Origin of the sequence: Mesorhizobium sp. ISC15, from assembly GCF_037162615.1 — a bacterium.
Lineage (GTDB): Bacteria > Pseudomonadota > Alphaproteobacteria > Rhizobiales > Rhizobiaceae > Mesorhizobium > Mesorhizobium mediterraneum.
This window is the reverse complement of sequence record NZ_JAVSPX010000001.1, coordinates 5,709,010-5,729,819: the sequence shown is the minus strand read 5'-3', so window position 1 is coordinate 5,729,819 and position 20,810 is coordinate 5,709,010. Positions and strand designations below refer to the sequence as shown.

Below are 20,810 nucleotides of genomic sequence, written 5' to 3'. Positions count from 1 at the left end.
TGAGCATGAAGGTAACCGCGCCGGAAGCGCAGCGCGGCGCTTCGCTGTCTCGGCGGATATGGAAGGCGGCGCTGGCGTCGAACGAATTCCGGGTCGGCCTCGTGATCTTCGCCCTGCTGGGTCTCGCGGCGCTGCTCTACCCGGCCTTGAGCGGCATCGACCCCACCAAGATGAACGTCGCCGGCCGTTTGCAGTCGCCACCCTTCCTCGGCGACAAATGGAATTGGGCGGCACCGCTCGGCACCGATCAGATCGGTCGCGACATGCTCGTGCGCAGTCTGGTGGGCTTGCGCTATTCCCTGCTGATCGGCCTGTCCACCGTGGTGGTGATGCTGATCATCGGCTGCTCGCTCGGCACGCTCGCCGGTTACTATGGGGGCAGGATCGACATGGTGATCATGCGGATCACCGACGCGCAGCTCTCCATCCCGATGATCATCCTCGCGATTACCGTTCTGGGGGTATCGCGGCCGACGATTCCGGCGATCATCCTTGTACTCGGCCTTTCGAGCTGGCCGGTCTATGCCCGCGTCACGCGCAGCGTCGTGATGACCGAACGCAAGAGCGAATATGTGCGCGCCGCCCAGGTCAGCGGGGCTTCGGATTTTCGCATCATGGTCTGGCTGCTGGCGCCGCTGGTGCTGCCGCCGATCATCTTCGTGTCGGTGCTCGACGTGGCGCGCATGATGATCTTCGAGTCGATCCTCGGCTTCATCGGCCTCGGCGTGCAGCCTCCGACGCCGACCTTCGGCAACATCATCGCCGACGGCAGGAAATACCTGCTCAATGCATGGTGGATCGCCACTATGCCGGGGGTGTTCCTGTGCCTTACCCTGACCAGCATCAACCTGATGGGCGCTTCGCTCGAGCGGGCCCGCAACCGGATCTACGGAGGCGTGTCGTGAACAGCAGCCCGGTCCTGTCGGTCAAGAATCTCGGCGTGGAAGTGGGCACGGGCGCGGGCGCCCGGCCGGTCGTCTCCGATGTGAGCTTCGATCTCGCCCCGCGCGAAATCGTCGGCATCATCGGAGCCAGCGGTTCGGGCAAGACCGTTCTGGCGCGAGCCCTGGTCAACTGGATCGACCCGCCGCTGCGCATCTCGTCCGGCTCGGTCGAGTACAAGTCGCAGAACATCCTCGACCTGGCCGGCGGACGGATGCGACTGCTGCGCAGAGAGATCGCCTATGTCGGTGCCAATCCCATGGGAGCGCTGGATCCCACTTTGCCGGTCGGCCGCCAGATCGTCGAGAAACTCAGCGCCGTGGTACCCGGCATCGATCCATCGGAGGCCCGCAAGCGGGTCATCGACCTTCTTGGAGCGGTCCGCATTCCCTCGCCACGGTTGCGCTTCGACGAGTATCCCTCGCAATTCAGCGGCGGCATGATGCAGCGCGCGCTGATCGTCGACGCTTTGATCAGCAATCCAGCCTTTCTCGTCGCCGACAACGTCACCCAGCCGCTCGACGTGACAGTCGCGGCGCAGGTCCTGCGTCTGATGCGCGAGTTGACGGAGCGTTTCGACACCGCGGTGGTGTTCGTTTCGTCGTCGCTGCCGACGGTCAAGGAGGCGGCCGATCAGGTCCTGGTGCTGTCCGAAGGCAGGATCGTCGAGCGCAACACCCCGCAGCGGCTCATCGACGCGCCGCAGCATCCCTATACGCTGCAGTTGATCAGCCAGATTCCGAAAATCTGGACGAGCGAGGCGGTCGCCGTTCCGCGTACGACGAGCGCGGCCATGCCAACGATCAGCATACGCGACGCAACCCGCACCTACCGTGTTCGCAAACGGGGAACATTCGCGGCTCACAGCGAGGTTCGCGCCGTGCGCAACGTCACCTTCGACGTCATGCCGGGCGAGAATTTCGGCGTGGTCGGCGAGTCCGGCTGCGGCAAGTCCACCCTGATGCGGCTTCTCAGCCGCCTGGAGTTTCCGGACAGCGGCAGCGTCATCTGCAATGGCGAGGATCTTTCGAAACTGAGGGGAAAGACGCTGCTGAAGTTCCGGCGCGATTTTCAGCTGGTGCTGCAGGATCCGTTCAACTCGCTGCCGCCGCGCACGTCCATCGGCGCGATCCTGGAGGATCCGCTGCGGGTGCACGGCATGCGCAATGCGAAGGAGATACGCGAACGCGTCCTGGCGGTCATGGCCGAGGTCGAGCTTCCCGCGAACCTCTACGATGAATTGCCGCTTGGTCTCAGCGCCGGCCAACGCCAACGCGTCAATGTCGCCCGCGCCATGGTGCTCGAGCCAAAAGTGCTCATCATGGACGAGACGCTGTCGTCGCTTGACCAGACCGAGCAGTTCCGCCTGCTGGCGCTGTTCGAAAAACTGCAGGCCCAGCACGGCCTGACCTACGTCTTCATCTCGCATGACCTTGCAATGGTCCGCCGCGTTTGCAACCGGGTCGCTGTGATGTATCTCGGCGAGGTGGTGGAGATCGCCCACAATGAGCGTCTTTTCTTCGATCCCGGGCATCCTTACACGAAGGCGCTGTTGAGCGCGGTTCCGACACTGGAGGAGCGCCGCTACAAGCCGGAGGAATGCCTGCTCGAGGGAGAGCCGCCGAGCCCGATCGACCTGCCGCCGGGTTGCAGTTTCGCCAGCCGGTGTCCGCATGCCTTCGACCGGTGCCGTGCCGAGAGCCCGACGCTGACGGCGCGAAATCACGGCGAGTTGGCGGCCTGCTTCCTCGTTGAAACAACGGGAACTCGCGCCGCCGCATGATCGACAAGAAAAGACGGGGAGGAACATATCGATGGAAGCGAAATCCGCATGAGCGATCCTGAAGATCGCATGCAATACGCACTTGCCGAACTCGAGAAGCACGGGCGCGTATCGGTGCAGGCACTCGCCGAGCATTTCCATGTCAGCCGGGAAACGGTGCGTCGCGACCTGAAGCAACTGGAACTCGAGGGCCACCTGCGATGCATCTATGGTGGTGGCGTCAAGCCGCGCCCTGACGCCGACGAGCCCATCGCCGACCGGATGCGGCTGAACGCGCGCGAGAAGGCGCGCATCGCCGAACGTGCGGCGACCCTGCTCAGAGACCACATCAAGATATTCGTCGACGCCGGCACGACGACGCTGGCGTTCGCCAAGCATCTGAGGAACTGGCCCGATATCACCGTCTATACCAACTCGCTCGATATCGTCGCACTGCTCGCCGATGCCGGACATCCCAATCTCGTGGCGGTCGGCGGCGACGTCAGGCCGAGCTACCGGGCCTTCATGGGTCCGGATCCGGTCGATCTCGTCACGCGGCATCTGTTCGACATCGCTTTCGTCAGCATTGCAACCGTCGACAGCAGGTTCGGCTTCATGGACCTCGGACAGGACGAGGCGAACATTCGCCGCGCGCTGCGAAAGCACTCCAAACAGTGCGTCATGCTGGCCGACAGCAGCAAGTTTGGCCGGCAGGGCTCCATCTGCACATACGAATTCCGGGACGTCGACATCCTGATCACCGACGCTCCCCTCAAGGCGGACTTCGCCGCGCAAATGGATCAGACGCAGGTAAAGGTGCTCTATGCTTGAAATTCGCAAGGACCCGTCGGCCTTCCCCGGCGTTGACGCCGAAGCCCTCCATCGGATGATGGATGAGGTTTCCACCTTCGGCGGTGGTCCAGGCGGCTCGATGACGCGACTGACCCTGTCCCGCGAGGATGGACTGGCACGCGACTGGCTGGCTGCATGGTTCGCGCAGGAAGGCCTGCGCCTTGAGGTCGACGCGATCGGCAACATGTACGGATTTCTCGACTGGGCCGGCAAGGATGCGCCCTGGATCATGTGCGGGTCGCATCTCGACAGTCAGCCGAATGGTGGCCGTTTCGACGGCGCTTATGGAGTGATCGCCGCCTGCAGCGCGATAGAGGCGATAAGGCGCCGGGTGGCCGAAACCGGCATCAAACCGAAATGCAACTTCGTCATCGTCAACTGGACCAACGAGGAAGGTGCGCGGTTCCAGCCCAGCCTGCTTGGCAGCAGCGTCAATTCCGGCGAGATCGACCTCGATTTCGCGCTGGCGCGCCGGGACGGTTCCGGCGTTTCGGTGGCCGAGGCGCTGTCGGAAATCGGCTATGCGGGCGAGGCCGCTCGCGTGGTGCCGGACGCCTTGATCGAGATCCACATCGAGGGCTCGGCCCATCTCGAGAAGGCCGGCCTGCGGATCGGGGCATTCACCCGTTTCTGGGGTGCCGTCAAATATCGCCTCGCCTATGTTGGCCGGCAGGCCCACACCGGCCCCACACCGATGGCCGAGCGGCAGGATGCGCTGCTTGCTGCCGCCTATCTGATCGCCGAACTCAGGGACATGGCCGACAAGGCCGGTCCGGATCTGCACACCTCGGCGGCGCGGCTGGAAGTCTATCCCAATTCACCGAATGTGGTGCCGGGAGAAACGGTGATGTTCATCGAACTGCGGTCGGGAAGCGCCGAGCTTCTGGCGTCGGCCGAAGCGGAACTCAAGGAGAAGATCGAGACCTGTGCCGCCCGCGCCCACACGTCGTTCGAAGTCCGATCCATAGACCGGAGGCGAGCAGGAGAATTCGACGCCGGGCTGATCGATCTGGCCGAACAGACCGCCAAATCGCTCGGGCAGACGGTCCTGCGGCTCGACACGATCGGTGGGCACGACGCCGTCAGCATGTCGGCGGTTACGCCGGCGATCGTTATCGGCGTGCCGAGCGTCGGCGGTGTCATCCACCACCCGACGGAGTTTACCACGCCCGAGGACCGGCTCCTGGGGACGGAATTGCTCGCGGGGATGCTGTGGCGGTTCTGTGTCGACGGCAACATCCTGAAGAACTGAAGGACTAGGCGATGAAGACGATCGGCGAAGCCTCCACCCCCGCGGAAGTTCGTGCCGAGGCGGCGCTCACCGCTATTGCGAACTGGACGGGAAAACAGATCGGTTTTGCGCCCGCCTCTCCGGGTATCGCATCGCCCTCGCATCGCGGCGTCGACAGCGAAGCATGGCTGGTGGCGGTCGACCAGTCGTCTCCGGCCTATTTCCTGAAGATCGTGAACTCCGACCAGAAGGCGTTCGTCGATCTGGAGGCCGTGTTTGAAGCCGCCTCCATCGCGGCCGGACTGGGCTGCACGCCAAGTCCCCGGCATCTTGCGCGAGACGCCGACGCGATCGTCTTCGATCTCTTGCCGCCCGGTTGGAAAACAGCGCGCATGGACGATCTGCGACGGGCGGACGTGATGGAGCAGGTCATCGGGCTCAAAAAGGCGATCCACGGATCGCGGCCATTTACTTTGTCGTGGACGGTATTCGATAGGATCCGGGTGCTGGACGACGCCCGGAAAGCTGCCGGCGTCGAGCGCCCGGACGATCTTTGGTGGATGCTCGACGGCGTCGGCGAGATCGAGCGCGCGATCACCGCTGCGGGTTACGATGTCCGGCCGAGCCACGCCGACGGCCTCGCCTCCAACATCATGATAGGCCAGGACGGGGCGGTTCAGCTCGTCGATTTCGACGACGCCCGCAATATCGATCCCCTCTACGAGGTCGGCATTCTACTTAACGAGGCCTTTCCGTTCGAAGAAGAGATGCGGCCGGCGCTTGAGATGTTCGAGGGGTCGTTCCGTCAGGCTTCCCTCAACCGTTGCCGTGCATATGCGGCGGCGGACGATCTGATGTGGGGGCTATGGGGTCTGTTGTTGAACTCGACATCGCCGCGCGGCGACATCGAGTTTCTGAAATACGCGCAGTGGCGGTTGCTGCGCTGCCGGATGGCTCTTCGCCATCCGGACTTCGAACTGAAGTTGAGACGGCTTTGAGCGGCTGCAAGGAGGCCCTACATGATTGAGAAGCGGCCGGGCGAGGCGGTGAGCGAAGCCGAGCGGGAGATCGAGGCCGTCATCTGTGCCGTCGAACCATGGACCGGCCGCGATCTCCGCTACCGGCCGGTGCATGGCGGCATCAGCAATTCCAACTGGCGCGTTCGCATCGCGGGACAGTCAGGGAGCTATTTCGTGAAGGTTCCGGGCCGCGGCACCGAGATGTTCATCGACCGAAAAGCGGCGGCGGAGGCGAGCCGGCGAGCGTACTCGCTCGGTATCGGACCCGCGGTCTACGGCTATCTGGACGAACGCGGCGTCGAGATCGCCGATTTCATGGAGGGGCGGCGCTCCTGTACCAACCGTGATTTCCTCGACCCGGATGTACGCCGCTCGGTGCTGGGTCTCTACCGGCGCTTCAACGATTCGGGCCTTCTGTCGCTGACCAAGACGGTCTTCGACATGATCGACGAGCATGTCGATCAGGTCGGCGAGCTTGGAGGCGCGCTGCCGGCGGATTTTGCGTGGCTGCATCGCCAATACCTGCTGGCACGGGCGGCGCTCGAGGCTTCGGGTATCGACCTGGTTCCATGCTTCAACGATCCGATGCCCGGAAACTTCATGATCGCGCCCGACCGGTCGATGATGCTGATCGACTATGAGTATGCCGCAAACAACGACCGCTGTTACGAACTCGGCATCTGGTGCGGGGAAATGTTCTTCTCCGATGCGGTCGAGGCCGAAGTCATCGAGGAATATTTCGGCAGGTTTGACCCTCGGTTGAAGGCCCGGCTGGTCGTGCACAAGGTGCTCGCCGATGTGAAGTGGGGAACCTGGGCGATGGTGCAGAACGTCGTATCGGCGCTCGACTTCGATTTCTACAAATACGGGGCGTGGAAATATATGCGCGCGCGCTCGGTGATGCAGACTCCGCAATGGGTCGAGTATCTCAAGGCGGTCTGACGAGTGTCACGGGCGGAGCAATTCCCGGTTGGACGCAGACGGCATTGCAGTTAAGCCGCCATGGGTGATGGCCGCCATGTCTGCAGGGAGGGCTAGCGGCTGTCGTTGGCAATCAGTTTCGTCAGGCAACCACCCGCCTGGCTCCCTGGCACGCCGAGATCTCTGACACTGTCCATGTGGTTGCGGTTCGTGAGAACAAGCGACGTTACCGGCGAACCCTGCTGCAGCAGGTTCTCTTTGAATCGATCTGCTTGCTGATGGAAAGGCGGCGTCTCATTGGCTCCGACCAGAACCGTCGCCTTGGTTTGAGGATCATGCCGATAGGCAAGAGGTGTAAACATGGCGACTTCCTCATCGGTGATTCCAATCTCGTTGGCGAGAAAGGAGTTCTGGAGCGGTTTCAAATCGTAGAGTCCGCCGAGCAGAAGAGCTGCCCGCACATTCGAGGGGGTATTCTCGCTGTTGAACAGAAACGTTGAAAGATGTGCTCCGGCCGAATGACCGCTGACAGTCAGTTCTGCCGGGTTTCCGCCATGGTCGGCGATATGGGCGAGAACCCACTGCTTGGCGCGGCGCACCTGGTCGACGATCGTAGCCATTCTGACGTTGGGCATCAGAGCATAGTCGACGATGACGGCAATCGCACCCGCCTGGGTAATCGTCGTCGCGACGTATGAGTAGTCGCGCTTGGAGAACATTCTCCAGTAGCCGCCATGGATAAACATGTGCACCGGCAGGCCGCTTCTTTTGCCCGTGGGAAAGAACAGGTCGATGGTTTCGGTCTGATCCGGCCCATAGGCAACGTCCGCAGCCATTGGAATGGTTGCGCGAACGGCCTCGCTGCGGTGAACGATGTCCTGCACGATTTTGTCAAAATCCGCGACGTAGTCGCGGATGCGAAACGGATCGCTTTGCACTCTTCCTCCGCTCAGATGCTGATGGCGAGGTATTTCGCCTCCATGAACTCGGCAATGCCGTGATGCTGGCCGCCCTCGCGGCCGAGGCCGCTCTGCTTCACCCCGCCGAAGGGTGCTGCCGGATCGGACATCAAGCCGCGGTTGAGAGCGATCATCCCGGCTTCGATCTTGGATGCCACCCGCATTCCACGCGCAAGATCGCGCGTGTAGATGTAGGCGGCAAGACCGTATTCGGTGTCGTTGGCGCGCGCGATGACATCGGCTTCCGTCTCGAATCTCGAGATCGGCGCCACCGGCCCAAAAATTTCCTCATGCGCCATCTCCGCCTCGGCCGGGACGTCGCAGAGCACGGTCGGCGGATAGTAGTATCCCATTCCCGAGCCTGCCTTGCCCCCGCACAGCACCCGCGCGCCACGGGCGACAGCATCGTTGACCAGACGGCCGATCTTGTCGACGGCCTTCCTGGTGATCATCGGCCCGCACTCCGTGGCCGCGTCCGTGCCAGCGCCGATCTTGAGTGCCGACATCCGCCTGGCGAGGCTTTCGCCAAAGGCGTCATAAACGCCGGACTGGACATAGATGCGGTTTGCAGCCGTGCAGGCCTCGCCGGCGTTGCGCATCTTCGCCACCATCGCCCCGTCGACCGCCGCGTCGAGATCCGCGTCATCGAACACAAGGAATGGCGCGTTGCCGCCAAGTTCCATCGAACACGAAACCACGTGCTTTGCCGCCTCGGCCAGGAGAACGCGCCCGACACCCGTCGAGCCCGTAAAGGAGAGTTTCCGCACCCGCGGATCGGCCAGCATAGCGGCCGTCACAGGGCCGGGATTGGAGGTTGTCAGAACGTTCACCACACCTGGCGGAACGCCTGCTTCCTGGTAGAGCGCGGCAAGCGCGTAGGCCGTGAGCGGGGTCTCGCTGGCTGGCTTCAAAATTACCGTGCACCCGGCAGCCAAGGCGGGCGCGATCTTGCGCGTCGCCATGGCGGCAGGGAAGTTCCAGGGCGTGACAAGGACGCAGATGCCGATGGGCTCGTAGTCGACCACGATCCGGTTCGTGCCGGAAGGCGCTATCCCGAATTCACCGGTGATGCGAACGGCTTCCTCGGCATTCCAGCGAAAGAATTCCGCAGCATAGGCGATCTCGCCACGCGCGTCCCGGAGTGCCTTGCCGTTTTCCAGCGAGATCAGGGTTGCCAGCGTCTCGGAACGTTGCGTCATCAGCTCGAAGCAACGCCTGAGGATTTCGGAACGCTTGCGGGGTGCCGTTGTGCGCCAGCCATCGGCGGCCTTGGCCGCAGCCTCCACGGCGGCCGCGGCATCTTCGATCGTCGCATCGGGAACGGCGGCGATCACCGCTTCCGTGGAAGGGTCCACGACCTGGATTTCCCTGCCGTCGGCGGATTGCCTCCATTGGCCGCCGATATACAAGCCGTGGGAGAATCTATGGAAGTCGGCAGTGTCCTGATCGTCCTCCAGCACCTGATGAGATATGTTCATGGCCTGCTCCTCGATTGCTCACATGACGTAGGTGGCGAGGTCGCCATCATAGGCTGCCTGGATCAGGCCCCGCATGGCTGCCAGATCGAATGGCCGCGGATTGTTCTTGATGAGACGGTCAATGCCGAGCGCCTGTTCGGCCGTCCAATCGAGCTTGTCGGCGGGAAGCCCGAGCTTGGCCAGCGAAGGCGTGATCCCGATCGCTCCAAACAGCCGGCCGATCTCGTCGATCGTCGCGTCGGCCATCTCACCGGCACTCCGGTCCCTCCCGTCGAGACCAAGGGCGAGGCCGATCTCGGTCATCTCGGCGGCCGCGGCGGCCCTGTTGTACTTCATGACATACGGCAACATGGTGGCGACACCCAGCCCGTGAGCGGTGTGGGTGAGGGCGCCGACCGGATATTGCACCGCGTGCGCCGCCGCCGTTCCGGCCGTACCGAACGCACAGCCGGCAGCAAGCGCGCCCATCATCACATCGGCCCGAGCGTCCTCGTCGGCGGGGTCGCTGTATGCCTTCTCGAGACTGCGGCCAAGCAGCTTGATCGCGAGCAGCGCAAAATGATCGGTCAGCGCGCTCTTTCCGATGAAGACATGCTGTTGCGGGAGGCTGGGGTCAGTGCCGCGCCTGACGGCGGTAAAAGCCTCGATTGCATGTGTCAGCGCGTCTGCACCCGCGATCGCCGTCAGTCCCGGGGGACATGTCATCGTCAGTTCCGGGTCGCAGATGGCGGCTGCCGCGATCAGATGCGGGCTGGAGATGCCGACCTTCAAGGCGCGATCCGGATCGGAGATCACCGCGACAGGGGTCACTTCCGAGCCGGTGCCGGCTGTCGTTGGCACCGCGATCACCGGCAGCGTCGGACCAGGCACCTTGAACTCGCCATAGTAGTCCTGGAGCAGGCCGCCGTGACTGATGAGCAATGCGGCGCATTTGGCCATGTCGAGACAACTGCCGCCTCCAATGCCGATCACCATGTCCGGCGCGAACTTTCGCGCCACTTCGACGCAGACGGCAACGGTGTCTCGGGGGACGTCGGGCAGCACGCGGTCATGCACGAGCACGTCTATCGATGCGCCTTCGAGCGCCGCCATGATCTCTGCGAAGGCGACAGTCGCGGCAAAGCGCTCGTCCGTGCAGACAAGAGCGCGACGGCCCAGCTTGGCCGCAACGGTTGGAATGACATGGCGCTGGCCCTTCCCGAAGAGGATCTCACGCGGGAGCCTTACGGCAGCGAAAAGGCTCATGTTCTGCGTCCCTCGATGATGTTGGGAGTGGAAAGCGAAAGCTCGTCGAGTTCGATCCAAAGGTATCATCTATTAAATCGTATATGATATAGGATTGCATTGAGCGAAGCATCGTGTTAGCCAGTGATCCTGTCAAGAGGCAAAGATGCAGGTCACGAACTTAAGCAATGCCCGAGAAGTCGACCCGGCTAGCGGACGCATCCAGCGATCCAACAGTCTGGTGGAAGACGTGTATGAAGCGATCTTCGCGCAACTCATGTCGCTGAAGATCGCGCCTGGCTCGCGGATCACCGTCGACAGTCTGGTCAAGGAACTCGAAGTATCACACACGCCAATCCGTGAAGCGCTTGGCCGCCTCGAAGGCGAAGGCCTTGTGCTGAAGACACATTTGATCGGCTACCGTGCCGCGCCGCAGATAACCAAGCGCCGATTTGACGAGCTCTATGAGCTTCGCCTGTTGCTCGAGCCGCATGGTGCAGCCAAAGCAGCCGCATTGATGGATGAGACGAAACTTGCGGTGCTTCAGGAGTCCGCAGGGGGCATGGCGCGCCGCGAAGGCAAGGATGAACGCCTGCGTTACTCCAACTTTGCGCGGCAGGACGCCATTTTCCACGACAGGATCATGGAATTTGCAAACAATGAACTCGTGCGCCAGACTCTCGCGTTCCAGCATACGCACTTCCACATCTTTCGCCTGATGTTCCATTCGCGCGTTACCGAGGAAGCGCTCGACGAGCATGAGGCCATCCTGGCCGCCTTCGCTGCCTCCGACCCCGCCGCGGCGGAACAGGCGATGCGCCGCCATATCGAGCATTCTCGTGATCGTTTGTTGCTGGCGTTCGATTGAGACTGTCACGATGTCAGTCACCGTCCACATCGGGAGCGCCGCCGTCAATCTGGATGCACCGTTGATCACGCAAGCAAACGGCCGGGGATACCACGTCCCGGATTCCCTTTTCTGAGGCCGCGCCGCCGGGCGAGTGCAACGCCCGCCTGACTTCCATCCACAAAACGAGGAAACCGACCATGCCAGGCAAGAAAATACTAATGTTGACCGGTGAGTTTACCGAAGAATACGAGATCTTCGTCTATCAGCAGGCGATGGAGGCCGTCGGCCACATCGTCCACGTTGTCTGTCCTGACAAGAACGCTGGAGACCTGATCAAGACATCGCTCCACGACTTCGAAGGTGACCAAACCTACACCGAAAAGCCCGGCCACTATGCTTTGATGAACAAGACCTTTTCGGAAGCGGAGAGACAGCTCGACCAGTATCACGCCGTATATTGCGCGGGCGGTCGTGGCCCCGAGTACATCCGCACGGATAAGCGCGTGCAGGCGATCGTCCGCCATTTCCACGAAAACAAGAAGCCGATCTTCACGATCTGCCATGGCGTACAGATCCTGATCGCGGTCGACGGCGTCGTGCGTGGCAAGAAAGTAGGTGCGCTGGCTGCCTGCGAGCCGGAAGTGACCCTCGCCGGTGGAACCTATATCGACCTGTCCCCGACTGAGGCCTATGTCGACGGAACGATGGTCTCGGCAAAGGGCTGGACCGCACTTGCCGCGTTCATCCGCGAGTGCCTGAAGGTGCTGGGAACGGAAATCCGCCACAACTGAGTCAATCCTTCCGATGCATCCCAGACGGGATGCATCGGTTCCTCCTCAGATCGTCCACGGCTCATGGCAACGCCTCCGTGCTCATGGGCAAGGCGACGAACGCATCGCTGCCGACATTGGCAACGACGCCCGCCGAAATGATCCAGACGGGGTTGTTTTGCCGCCCACGCGCATCTCGGCGATGTCGAGCGGCCCTTCCAGTAGATCGCAGCCTGCCCCAGCGGGCGGGGTTCGACGCCGGGTTGATTGATCTGGCCGAACAGACTGCTGGATTGCTCGGGCAGACCGAAATTCTTCCTATTTTGCTCCACCCTCTTTCAACGGAACCGTCCCCGATCCTCTGGTCAGTTCTCGAAGGAACGCCCGGACCAGATTTCTTGTTTCGTCTGCCCTGCGGTACGCGATCAGATGCCGCGAACTGAAGGTATAGGACCCGGGCTTGATCGCCCGCAACTCGCCGGCGTGGACCCATGACGATGCGAAATGAGCCGGCAGGAAGCCGATGAAATTCTCCGACAGGATCAGCATCAATTGTGCTTCCATGTGGATCACTGACGCGCTGGCCTTGGGATGCCCGACGAGATAGAGGTCGTCGAAATACCGATAGCTGCGTACAGAAAACCGCGCAGCGTGGATGGCGCTTTGGTCGATCCTTGAATCTGGCATTGCAAAAAGCGGGTGCCGTCGGCCGCAATAGAGAAAATGCGGCTCGCCGCAATAATCCCGGTAAACGACACCGGGCGCTTTCTGCGACAGCGGCCCGATGACGATGTCGCGGCCGCCATCAGCGACTTGCTGCTCAAGCTCGGATGGCGTGCCAAGCGATAGGTCGATGAAAACATCGGAATCAGGACCCATGAAGCGTCTGAGGGCATGCTGGATGCCCAATTCACTGCTTGTGAACACGCCATCGGACGTGCCGATCCGCAACCGGCCGGACAGGCTGCCGCTGGCTGCGCTGATGCGGTGCCCGAAATCGTCGAGATCGCGAAACAGTTTCTGCGCCGCGTCGTAGGTCGCCTGTCCGACCTCGGTCAGGCGGAACTTTTTGCGTCCGCGATGGCAGAGCTGGGCGCCGATGCGTTTCTCCAACTCCGCAAGATGCGTGCTGAGCGTCGGCTGCGACAGGTTGAGGGTGATCTGCGCGTCGGCGAAGCCGCCTGAATCGGCCAGCGCCACGAAGACGCGCAGCAGGCGGATGTCGATGTTGTCCAAACGACGCATGGCTTGTCCCTCGAACGGCGATACATCGACATTATTCGATGTAAAATTCTAAATAAACTCATTTACATCAATACTTGAAATCGCGAGCCTGCGCGGAACAAAAATGGGGAACAATCATGAAATCGTCACTCCGCATAGCGCTGTCCGCAGCACTGGTGCTCGCCAGTTCGCAGTTCGCCTTCAGCGCCGACCAGATACGCATCCTTGCTCCGACGTGGCTGGGATTTGCACCTGTCCACATCGCCGGCGACCTGGGCTGCTTCGCCGGCAAAGACCTAGACGTCAGCATCAAGTTCGAGGATGACCTCACCAACGTCATGGCAGCGATGGCGCGCGGCGACATCGAGATGCAGATGCGCTCCGTCGGCGAATATCAGGGGCGCCCGCGCGACGCCTCCACACCGGGCATCATCATCGGCACGATCGATGAATCCGTCGGCGGCGACGGCATCATCACCGACGACCAGATCAAGACGGTGGCGGATCTCAAGGGCAAGGTCGTCGCTGCCGAGCCGAACATTCCCTCACGCCTGTTGCTCCAGATGGAGCTGAAGCAGGCGGGACTGTCACTGAAGGACCTCCAGATCAAGGACATCGCAACGGCCGACACGGGCGCGGTTTTCGTCGATGACTCGATTGCCGCGATCGCGACCTATGAACCGTTCATGTCGCAGGCGCTGAAGGCCTCGACCCGTCCGGGTGCTCGCATGCTGGTCTCGTCCAAGGATCATCGCGGCATCATCATCGATGCGATCATCGTCCGCAACGATGACTTCAAGGCGAACCCGGACAAATACGCGAAGTTTCTCGGCTGCATCTACGAGGCCGTCGATTTCCTGAAGGCCGAGCCGGGAAAATTCGCCGATATGGCCTCCAAGCATTTCGGCCTGACGCCGGCTGAGGTGACCGAGATCGTCGACTCCAGCCTATCCTACACGACGCTCGCCGAATCTCTCGCCTACATGGGCAAACCGGGAGAAAAAGGCACGCTCCACGGCATCTTCGATACGGTGATGGACCTCAACCTGGAGAACGGCGCTGCCGACAACAAGCTCGTGGCGACGGACCAGATCGACAATTCGGTGATCAACAAGGTGTCGGCTAAGTAACGGCAATGGACCAGGTCCGGCGGCCCGCCTTCCGGCGGCCGCCGGCGGCCATGCCATGCCGGCATCCGGGGATAGTGATCTTGTTCAGCAGTCTGTTTGTTTTTCGCGGCCGAGCTTCGCCGATGGCGGAATCCGCCGTCAGCGTTGCGGCGGCCGCCCTGGTCGTCGCGGGTTGGGAGCTGGCGGCACGCGCGGGCATTATTGCGCCGCAGTTCCTCCCCTCACCAAGCCGCGTCATCATCGCCTTGTGGACGATGCTGACCGAGCAGAACCTCGTCTGGCATGTCGTGGTCTCGACCACGCGTGTGTGGATCGCCTTCCTGCTCGCCGCCGCCATGGCCATCCCGATCGGCATCATGATGAGCAGCTACCGGATTGTCGGAGCCGCACTCGAGCCGATGATCGATTTCATCCGCTATCTTCCGGTTCCCGCACTTGTGCCACTGTCCATCATCTGGTTCGGCGTCGGCGAGGAGACCAAAATCTTCCTGCTCTGGCTGGGCACTTTCTTCCAGCTCGTGCTTCTCGTGGCCGACGACATGCGGCGGGTGCCGCAGGAGTTCGTCGAGGTCGCCCGCACCGTCGGCGCCAGCTCAAGGCAAGTGATGACCGATGTCGCCTTGCGCTGGATGGGGCCGACCCTGATTGACAATCTCAGGATCACGCTCGGCTGGTGCTGGACATATTTGATCATCGCCGAGATTGTCGCGGCCGATTCCGGCGTCGGCTACGTGATCTGGACGGCGCGCCGCTTCGTCAAAACGCCCGAAGTAATGGCAGGCGTCGTCGTCATCGGGCTGATCGGCCTCATCACCGACCAGCTGCTTCGCCTGCTTCACCGCCGGCTCTTCCGGTATCTGTGAGGGATAGGTCATGGCGAGCGGCTACATTCAGTTCGTCGATACGGCCAAGTCCTTCGGCCCGGTCGATGTCGTGCGAAAAACCGATCTTGGTCTCGACCGCAATTCGCTGGTGGTCTTCCTAGGCCCATCGGGTTGCGGCAAGACAACCTTGATGCGGATGGTCGGCGGCCTCGACGAACCTAGCTCGGGCTCGATCGTGCTCGGCGGCGAAAAAGTTGTCGGACCGGATCGCCGGCGCGGCATGGTGTTCCAGTCCTATTCGTCGTTTCCCTGGCTGACTGTCGAGAAGAACATTGCCTTCGGCATGCGCTACAGGAAAGATATTGGCGCGGCCGAGAAGGCCGAGCGGATGCGCCATTATCTCGAATTGTTCGGGCTTGCCGACTTCGCCGGCTCCTATCCGAACCGGATTTCGGGCGGCATGCGCCAGCGCGTGGCCATAGCGCGCACGCTCGCCGCCGGTTCGGATGTGCTGTTGATGGACGAGCCTTTCGGTGCGCTCGACGCGCTGACGCGCGAGCGCCTTCAGGTCGAGCTGCGGCAGATCCAGATTCGCGAGGAAAAGACCGTCATCTTCGTCACCCACGACGTGGAAGAAGCGGTGTTCCTCGCCGACCGGATCATCCTGTTTTCGCGCCGGCCGGCCTCGGTCGTAGCCGACATCGACGTGGCGGCCCAGCTTGGTCCGCAACGGCCATTGGAAATCCGGGAAACGCAGAAATTCTTCGAGCTGCGCAACAAGGTCCTGCATCTGATCCGCAACCAGACAGGAGTGATCGCATGAGCCTGTCCTTCTCCGGAAAGTCGGTCGTGATCACCGGGGCCAGCCGTGGCATCGGGCTCGGCATCGCTAAGGGTTTTGCGCAAGCCGGCGCCAGCCTGCATCTCATCGCCAACGAAGCGGCTGTGCACGAACGGGCGCGTGAATTGGGCGCCACCAGCACGGAAGCCGATATTGCCGATCGTTCGGCCGTCGCGGCAGCTTTCGAACCTGTCGCTCGCATAGACGTGCTCATCAACAATGCCGGCCTCGAACTGATGACGCCGATCACCGACAGCGGCGACGATGTCGAAGCCGCCTTCCGGCGCATCATCGAGATCAATATCATCGGCACGGCGCTCGTCACGGCGCGCGCGCTGCCACGCATGCAGGCCGGCGGTTCGATCGTCAACACCGCATCGATCTGGGGCCGCGTTGCCGAGGCGCAGTTCGGTGCATACGTCGCCTCCAAGCACGCCATAATCGGCCTGACGAAGACCTGGGCCAAGGAACTCGGGGCCAGGGGCATCCGCGTCAATGCGGTCTGTCCCGGGTGGGTTCGCACGGACGCGTCGATGCGCTCGCTCGGCCGCATGGCCGAGAGAGACGCCGTCAACGAGGCAAAACTGCTCGAAAGCATCGTCGGCGCACAGGCCCTGCCGGGCCTGATGGAGCCGGCCGACATCGCGGGCACCTATCTCTTCCTGGCGTCGGAACTCGCAGCCAACATCACCGGGCAGTCGCTTGGTGTCGACAGGGGAGAAGTGCCTTGGTAAGCCCGCTTCACGGAAAACGCGCGCTGGTCACTGGCGCAGCCAGCGGCATCGGCCGCGCGACCGCGCACGCCTTGCGCGAAGCCGGGGCCACGGTTCTTGGACTCGATATCGAGGCGTCGGAGGGCGATTTCCCCATTCTTGCCTGCGACGTCGCCAGCGAAACCGACATCATTGCCGCGGTCGGGCAGGGCAGGGACCGGATTGGCGGCTATGACATCCTCGTCAACAATGCCGGCATCCTGCAGGAAGCACCGCTTGGCGGGATTTCGCTCGATCATGTCGACCGCATGTTCGCGGTCAATGTGCGGGGCGCGATCATCGTGGCGCGGGAAGTCCTGCCGCATCTTCCCGAGGGCGGACGCATCATCAACATCGCCTCCGAGCTCGCCTATCTCGGCCGGTCGGGCGCTTCGGTCTACTGCGCGACGAAGGCGGCGCTGCTCGGCCTTACCCGCTCCTGGGCGCGCGAACTTGCGCCCCGCATCCTGGTCAACGCCGTGGCGCCCGGGCCGACCGACACGCCGCTTCTTGGCTTCGACGCGCTGACCGAGAGCCAGCGCGCGCTGGAAACGACACACCCACTGGGGCGGATCGGACGGCCGGATGAAATCGCCGCCGCGGTGGTGTTCCTGGCCGGCCCCGGCGCAACCTTTTTCACCGGACAATGCCTGGGCGCCAATGGTGGCGCGGCGATGCTTTGAGAAGAGATGATCATGAAAGACCGCGTTTTCCTGGCTGAGCTGTCGTGGCCCGAGGCTAAGGAGCGGATCGCCGCCGGCGCTCCCGTCTTCCTGCCGCTCGGCGCGACCGAACAACACGGCCACCACATGGCGATGAATGTCGATGTGGTGATCCCGACCGCTATCGCCGAAAAGGTGGCGGCGCAGGTCGGAGGGCTAGTGGCGCCGACGATCGCCTACGGCAACCGCTCGCAGCCCCGGTCAGGCGGCGGCCCAGCCTTTCCCGGCACGATCAACATCACCGCACAGACTTTCTCGCTTCTGGTCAAGGATGTGATTTGCGACCTGTATCGCCAGAAGGTCCGACGCATCGTTGTGCTCAACGGTCACTATGAGAACATCGGCCCGTCGATCGAAGGCATCGAATTGGCGCTCGACGCCATCGGCCGCGAACGTGCGACGGACCTGACGATCCTGCGCGTCGACCACTGGGACATGGTGCGCAGCGAAACGCTGGCGAAAGTGTTCCCCGACGGCTATCCCGGCATCGAGCTGGAGCATGCGAGCGTGATCGAGACGTCGATGATGCTGGCGCTGCGCCCGGAGCTGGTCGATCTCGGCAAGGCGCTGCATGACGGCCCCGCGCAATTCAAGCCCTATGACCGCTATCCCAGACCGTCCGAGGACGTGCCGCCGTCCGGCGTCCTGTCCTTGACCGAGGGCTCGTCGGCGGAAAAGGGCCGATGGCTGCTCGACGACTGCGAGACGCGGCTCGCCGACATCGTCAAACGTGAATTCTTCTGAGGTGACGACAACATGAACAGCAATTTCTTTCAGCCGGTCGATGCGGCCGCAGTTCCCCGCTTCGCCGGGCTTTCGACCTTCATGAGACTGCCGGCCGTGGCAAGCGCCGAGGGGCTGGACATCGCACTCGTCGGCATACCTTGGGATGGCGGTACGACCAACCGCGCCGGCGCGCGCCATGGTCCGCGCGAGATCCGTAACCAGTCGAGCCTGATGCGGCGGGCCCATCACGTCTCGGGAACCGAGCCGTTCAGCATCGCCAACATTGCCGATGTCGGCGACCTCTCGGTCAATCCGATCAATCTCCTGGACGGTCTGAAGCGCATCGAGGACGGCATTGCGGCAATTGTCGCAGCCGGTGCCATTCCACTTGCTGCCGGCGGCGATCATCTGACAACGCTGCCGGTGCTGCGTGCGGTCGCGCGCGATGCGCCGGTCGGCATGATCCATTTCGACGCGCATTCCGATACCAATGACCGCTATTTCGGCGACAATCCCTACACGCATGGCACACCCTTCCGGCGGGCCATCGAAGAGGGCCTGCTCGATCCCAAACGTGTCGTCCAGATCGGCATCCGCGGTTCCATCTACGAGCCCAACGAGCATGATTGGGCGGTCGCTCAGGGCATCCGCATCATCTACATGGAGGAGTTTGTCCGGCGAGGCGCGGCCAGCGTCATGGAAGAGGCGCGCGGCATTGTCAGCAGCGGTCCCACCTATGTGACCTTCGACATCGATTGCATCGACCCCTCGATGGCGCCCGGCACCGGCACCCCCGAGCTTGGCGGCTTCACCACCCGCGAAGCGCAGGAAATGGTCCGCCTTCTCGACACGGTGGCCATAGTCGGCGCTGATGTCGTGGAAGTGGCACCGCCGTTCGATCTTGGCGGGATGACAGCGCTGGCGGGGGCAACGATGATGTTCGAACTGCTGTGCGTGATTGCCAAGTCCGTCGCTGCAGGCAGGGTTCGGCTGGCCTGAGATGGGTCACGGCTGCGTCGGCTGCGTGACGGCCGCCAGCGCGTCGAGGTCGTCGTAGAGCGCCTGGCTGTGGTGGTAGAGCCGGTCGAAAACCGGTTGGGTGCGCCTGTAGGTCTCGGCCCATCTGGGGTCCGGCAGGATTTCGGCGCCGTAGCTCACGAAACGCTCGGCCGCCTGTTCGACGCGCGAGAAGCGGCCTGTCGCCGTCGCGGCCATCGCGGCACAGCCGACGATGCCGCATTCGGGCTCCCGCGGAACCAGGATCGGAATGTTGAAGGCACTCGCCTTGATCTTCAGCCAGAGTTCGGTGCGCGCCCCGCCGCCGGCGGCGATAACGCGCTCCAGCGGCTTGTTTGATGCGTGTTCCATGATGCGGATGTGACGCGTCATGGCAAAGGCGATGCCTTCCAGGATCGAGCGGTGCAGATGCTCCATGCCATGCGCGGCGCCCAATCCGAAGAACTGTGCGCGGGCGTTGCGATGGCGCCCCAGACGCTCACCGGTGAGAAAGGGCATGAAGAGCAATGCGTCGCAACCGGCAGGTGCCTCGGCAGCGCGGGCGACGATCTCGTCATAGGACAGCGCGTTGCCGTGGAAGGCGCGGCGTGCCCAGCGCATGCCGTCGCCGCCCGTCTCCAGCAGCACGAACTGCGCCCAGTTGCCTTCGATCGTCGCAACGTTCGAGATTTCCGGGTCAAGCAGCGGCTTCTCCGCGATCGCCGTGACGATGGCGCCCGTGCCGGTGCTGTCGGAACCCATTCCCGGCCGACAAGCGCCTGAACCGAGCAGTGCCACCGGATAGTCGGCACCGCCGACCAGCACGGGGGTTCCAGACTTCAGGCCGGTGTCGCGCGCCGCCTGTTTGGTGACGTGGCCGACGACATCCAGCGGGTTGCGGATCGGCGGCAGCTTGGCGGCGTCCAGACCCATGCGTTCGATCATCGCCGGCGACCAGTCGAGCCGCTCTGGGTTCATTAGGAAGCTGCACGACGCGTCGCCAGTATCCATGGCAATCTCGCCGGTCAGCCGGTAATTGATGTAATCCTTCGGCATGATGGCGACGGCGCTGCGGGCGTATGCGGCGGGATCGTTGTCTCGGACCCATTGCAGTTTGAAGGCCGGCCATGCGGGGGTAGGCGTGTTGCCGCTTTCGGGCAAGTAGCTGTCCGGCTCATTTTCTTCTTCGAAGCGACGTACGAGATCAACGGAGCGCTTGTCGTTCCAGAGCGGTGCGGTCTCGCGGGTCAGCGCTCCGTGCGCGTCGAGCAGGACCAGCCCGTGCATCTGCCCGCAGACGCAGATGGCGGAGATGTGTTCGCGGGCGCCATCGACGCGGTCCAGCACCGTCTTGACGCTCGTTCGCGCCCCCTCCCACCAGTCGACCGGCCGCTGTTCGGCCCAGCCGAACTCCGGCACGATCTGGTCGTGCTCTCGCGACGCAAGTTCGAGGATCTTGCCGCTGACATCGACCAGTGCGGCGCGGACGCTGCCCGTGCCGACATCGATGGCGAGGAAAAGCTCGCCGTTCATTTCGACACGGTCCTGAGATGGGCAAACATGTGATCCTCTGTCTATCGGTCAGAG

At 62.8% G+C, this 20,810-nt stretch carries 20 protein-coding genes; 15 read left to right on the top strand and 5 right to left on the bottom strand.

Annotated features, from left to right (window positions below):
* Window positions 1-5 precede the first annotated feature (5 nt).
* From RPG13_RS27605 to RPG13_RS27580, 6 genes are read left to right on the top strand one after another with little or no spacing between them, the layout of a single operon-like run.
* On the top strand, window positions 6-905 hold the full coding sequence (locus RPG13_RS27605) for an ABC transporter permease (RefSeq protein ID WP_441338298.1): 900 nt from the start codon (window positions 6-8) through the stop codon (window positions 903-905).
* Window positions 902-2,725, top strand: coding sequence for an ABC transporter ATP-binding protein (locus RPG13_RS27600; RefSeq protein ID WP_337126510.1), 1,824 nt, complete (start codon window positions 902-904; stop codon window positions 2,723-2,725). Before RPG13_RS27605 ends, RPG13_RS27600 begins: the two co-directional genes overlap by 4 nt.
* Window positions 2,726-2,773: 48 nt before the next feature.
* Complete coding sequence (locus RPG13_RS27595) at window positions 2,774-3,535, top strand: DeoR/GlpR family DNA-binding transcription regulator (RefSeq protein ID WP_095489242.1); 762 nt, start codon at window positions 2,774-2,776, stop codon at window positions 3,533-3,535.
* Window positions 3,528-4,808 (top strand): Zn-dependent hydrolase, encoded by a 1,281-nt coding sequence (locus RPG13_RS27590; RefSeq protein WP_337126508.1) that lies wholly within the window; start codon window positions 3,528-3,530, stop codon window positions 4,806-4,808. The genes RPG13_RS27595 and RPG13_RS27590 overlap by 8 nt, the downstream gene beginning before the upstream one ends.
* Window positions 4,809-4,819: 11 nt before the next feature.
* On the top strand, window positions 4,820-5,785 hold the full coding sequence (locus tag RPG13_RS27585; protein ID WP_337126506.1) for an aminoglycoside phosphotransferase family protein: 966 nt from the start codon (window positions 4,820-4,822) through the stop codon (window positions 5,783-5,785).
* Between the two features lie 21 nt (window positions 5,786-5,806).
* Complete coding sequence (locus RPG13_RS27580; RefSeq protein ID WP_337126504.1) at window positions 5,807-6,748, top strand: choline/ethanolamine kinase family protein; 942 nt, start codon at window positions 5,807-5,809, stop codon at window positions 6,746-6,748.
* Window positions 6,749-6,840: 92 nt separating this feature from the next.
* Here the strand turns inward: RPG13_RS27580 and RPG13_RS27575 are convergent, their stop codons facing one another.
* From RPG13_RS27575 to RPG13_RS27565, 3 genes are read right to left on the bottom strand one after another with little or no spacing between them, the layout of a single operon-like run.
* On the bottom strand, window positions 6,841-7,665 hold the full coding sequence (locus RPG13_RS27575) for an alpha/beta hydrolase (RefSeq protein ID WP_337126502.1): 825 nt from the start codon (window positions 7,663-7,665) through the stop codon (window positions 6,841-6,843).
* An 11-nt stretch (window positions 7,666-7,676) separates the two neighbouring features.
* The gene (locus RPG13_RS27570) at window positions 7,677-9,164 is read right to left on the bottom strand and encodes an NAD-dependent succinate-semialdehyde dehydrogenase (RefSeq protein ID WP_337126501.1); all 1,488 of its coding nucleotides are present in this window, start codon (window positions 9,162-9,164) and stop codon (window positions 7,677-7,679) included.
* Window positions 9,165-9,182: 18 nt separating this feature from the next.
* Complete coding sequence (locus RPG13_RS27565; RefSeq protein WP_337126500.1) at window positions 9,183-10,409, bottom strand: iron-containing alcohol dehydrogenase; 1,227 nt, start codon at window positions 10,407-10,409, stop codon at window positions 9,183-9,185.
* 145 nt (window positions 10,410-10,554) lie between these two features.
* Between RPG13_RS27565 and RPG13_RS27560 the strand changes: the two genes are divergently transcribed.
* Together RPG13_RS27560 and RPG13_RS27555 are read left to right on the top strand one after the other, a co-directional pair.
* On the top strand, window positions 10,555-11,256 hold the full coding sequence (locus RPG13_RS27560; protein ID WP_337126498.1) for a GntR family transcriptional regulator: 702 nt from the start codon (window positions 10,555-10,557) through the stop codon (window positions 11,254-11,256).
* A 179-nt stretch (window positions 11,257-11,435) separates the two neighbouring features.
* Window positions 11,436-12,029, top strand: coding sequence for a DJ-1/PfpI family protein (locus RPG13_RS27555; RefSeq protein ID WP_095489053.1), 594 nt, complete (start codon window positions 11,436-11,438; stop codon window positions 12,027-12,029).
* A 297-nt stretch (window positions 12,030-12,326) separates the two neighbouring features.
* Here the strand turns inward: RPG13_RS27555 and RPG13_RS27550 are convergent, their stop codons facing one another.
* On the bottom strand, window positions 12,327-13,253 hold the full coding sequence (locus RPG13_RS27550; RefSeq protein ID WP_337126497.1) for a LysR family transcriptional regulator: 927 nt from the start codon (window positions 13,251-13,253) through the stop codon (window positions 12,327-12,329).
* Window positions 13,254-13,369: 116 nt separating this feature from the next.
* Between RPG13_RS27550 and RPG13_RS27545 the strand changes: the two genes are divergently transcribed.
* From RPG13_RS27545 to speB, 7 genes are all read left to right on the top strand, one after another.
* On the top strand, window positions 13,370-14,362 hold the full coding sequence (locus RPG13_RS27545; protein WP_095489056.1) for an ABC transporter substrate-binding protein: 993 nt from the start codon (window positions 13,370-13,372) through the stop codon (window positions 14,360-14,362).
* Between the two features lie 122 nt (window positions 14,363-14,484).
* The gene (locus tag RPG13_RS27540) at window positions 14,485-15,225 is read left to right on the top strand and encodes an ABC transporter permease (RefSeq protein ID WP_337126496.1); all 741 of its coding nucleotides are present in this window, start codon (window positions 14,485-14,487) and stop codon (window positions 15,223-15,225) included.
* A 10-nt stretch (window positions 15,226-15,235) separates the two neighbouring features.
* Window positions 15,236-16,009, top strand: a complete 774-nt coding sequence (locus RPG13_RS27535) for an ABC transporter ATP-binding protein (protein ID WP_127205257.1) — start codon at window positions 15,236-15,238, stop codon at window positions 16,007-16,009.
* Window positions 16,006-16,761: an SDR family NAD(P)-dependent oxidoreductase gene (locus RPG13_RS27530; protein ID WP_337126494.1), complete on the top strand. Its 756-nt coding sequence runs from the start codon at window positions 16,006-16,008 to the stop codon at window positions 16,759-16,761. Before RPG13_RS27535 ends, RPG13_RS27530 begins: the two co-directional genes overlap by 4 nt.
* The gene (locus RPG13_RS27525; RefSeq protein WP_337126493.1) at window positions 16,755-17,462 is read left to right on the top strand and encodes an SDR family NAD(P)-dependent oxidoreductase; all 708 of its coding nucleotides are present in this window, start codon (window positions 16,755-16,757) and stop codon (window positions 17,460-17,462) included. The genes RPG13_RS27530 and RPG13_RS27525 overlap by 7 nt, the downstream gene beginning before the upstream one ends.
* Before the next feature lie 12 nt (window positions 17,463-17,474).
* A complete protein-coding gene (locus tag RPG13_RS27520) occupies window positions 17,475-18,245 on the top strand; it encodes a creatininase (RefSeq protein ID WP_337126492.1) in 771 nt (256 codons plus the stop codon).
* Window positions 18,246-18,257: 12 nt separating this feature from the next.
* Window positions 18,258-19,226, top strand: a complete 969-nt coding sequence (gene speB / locus RPG13_RS27515) for an agmatinase (protein ID WP_337126490.1) — start codon at window positions 18,258-18,260, stop codon at window positions 19,224-19,226.
* 6 nt (window positions 19,227-19,232) lie between these two features.
* On the opposite strand, the gene RPG13_RS27510 is transcribed toward speB, so the two are convergent.
* Complete coding sequence (locus tag RPG13_RS27510; RefSeq protein WP_337126489.1) at window positions 19,233-20,756, bottom strand: xylulokinase; 1,524 nt, start codon at window positions 20,754-20,756, stop codon at window positions 19,233-19,235.
* Window positions 20,757-20,810: the final 54 nt, after the last annotated feature.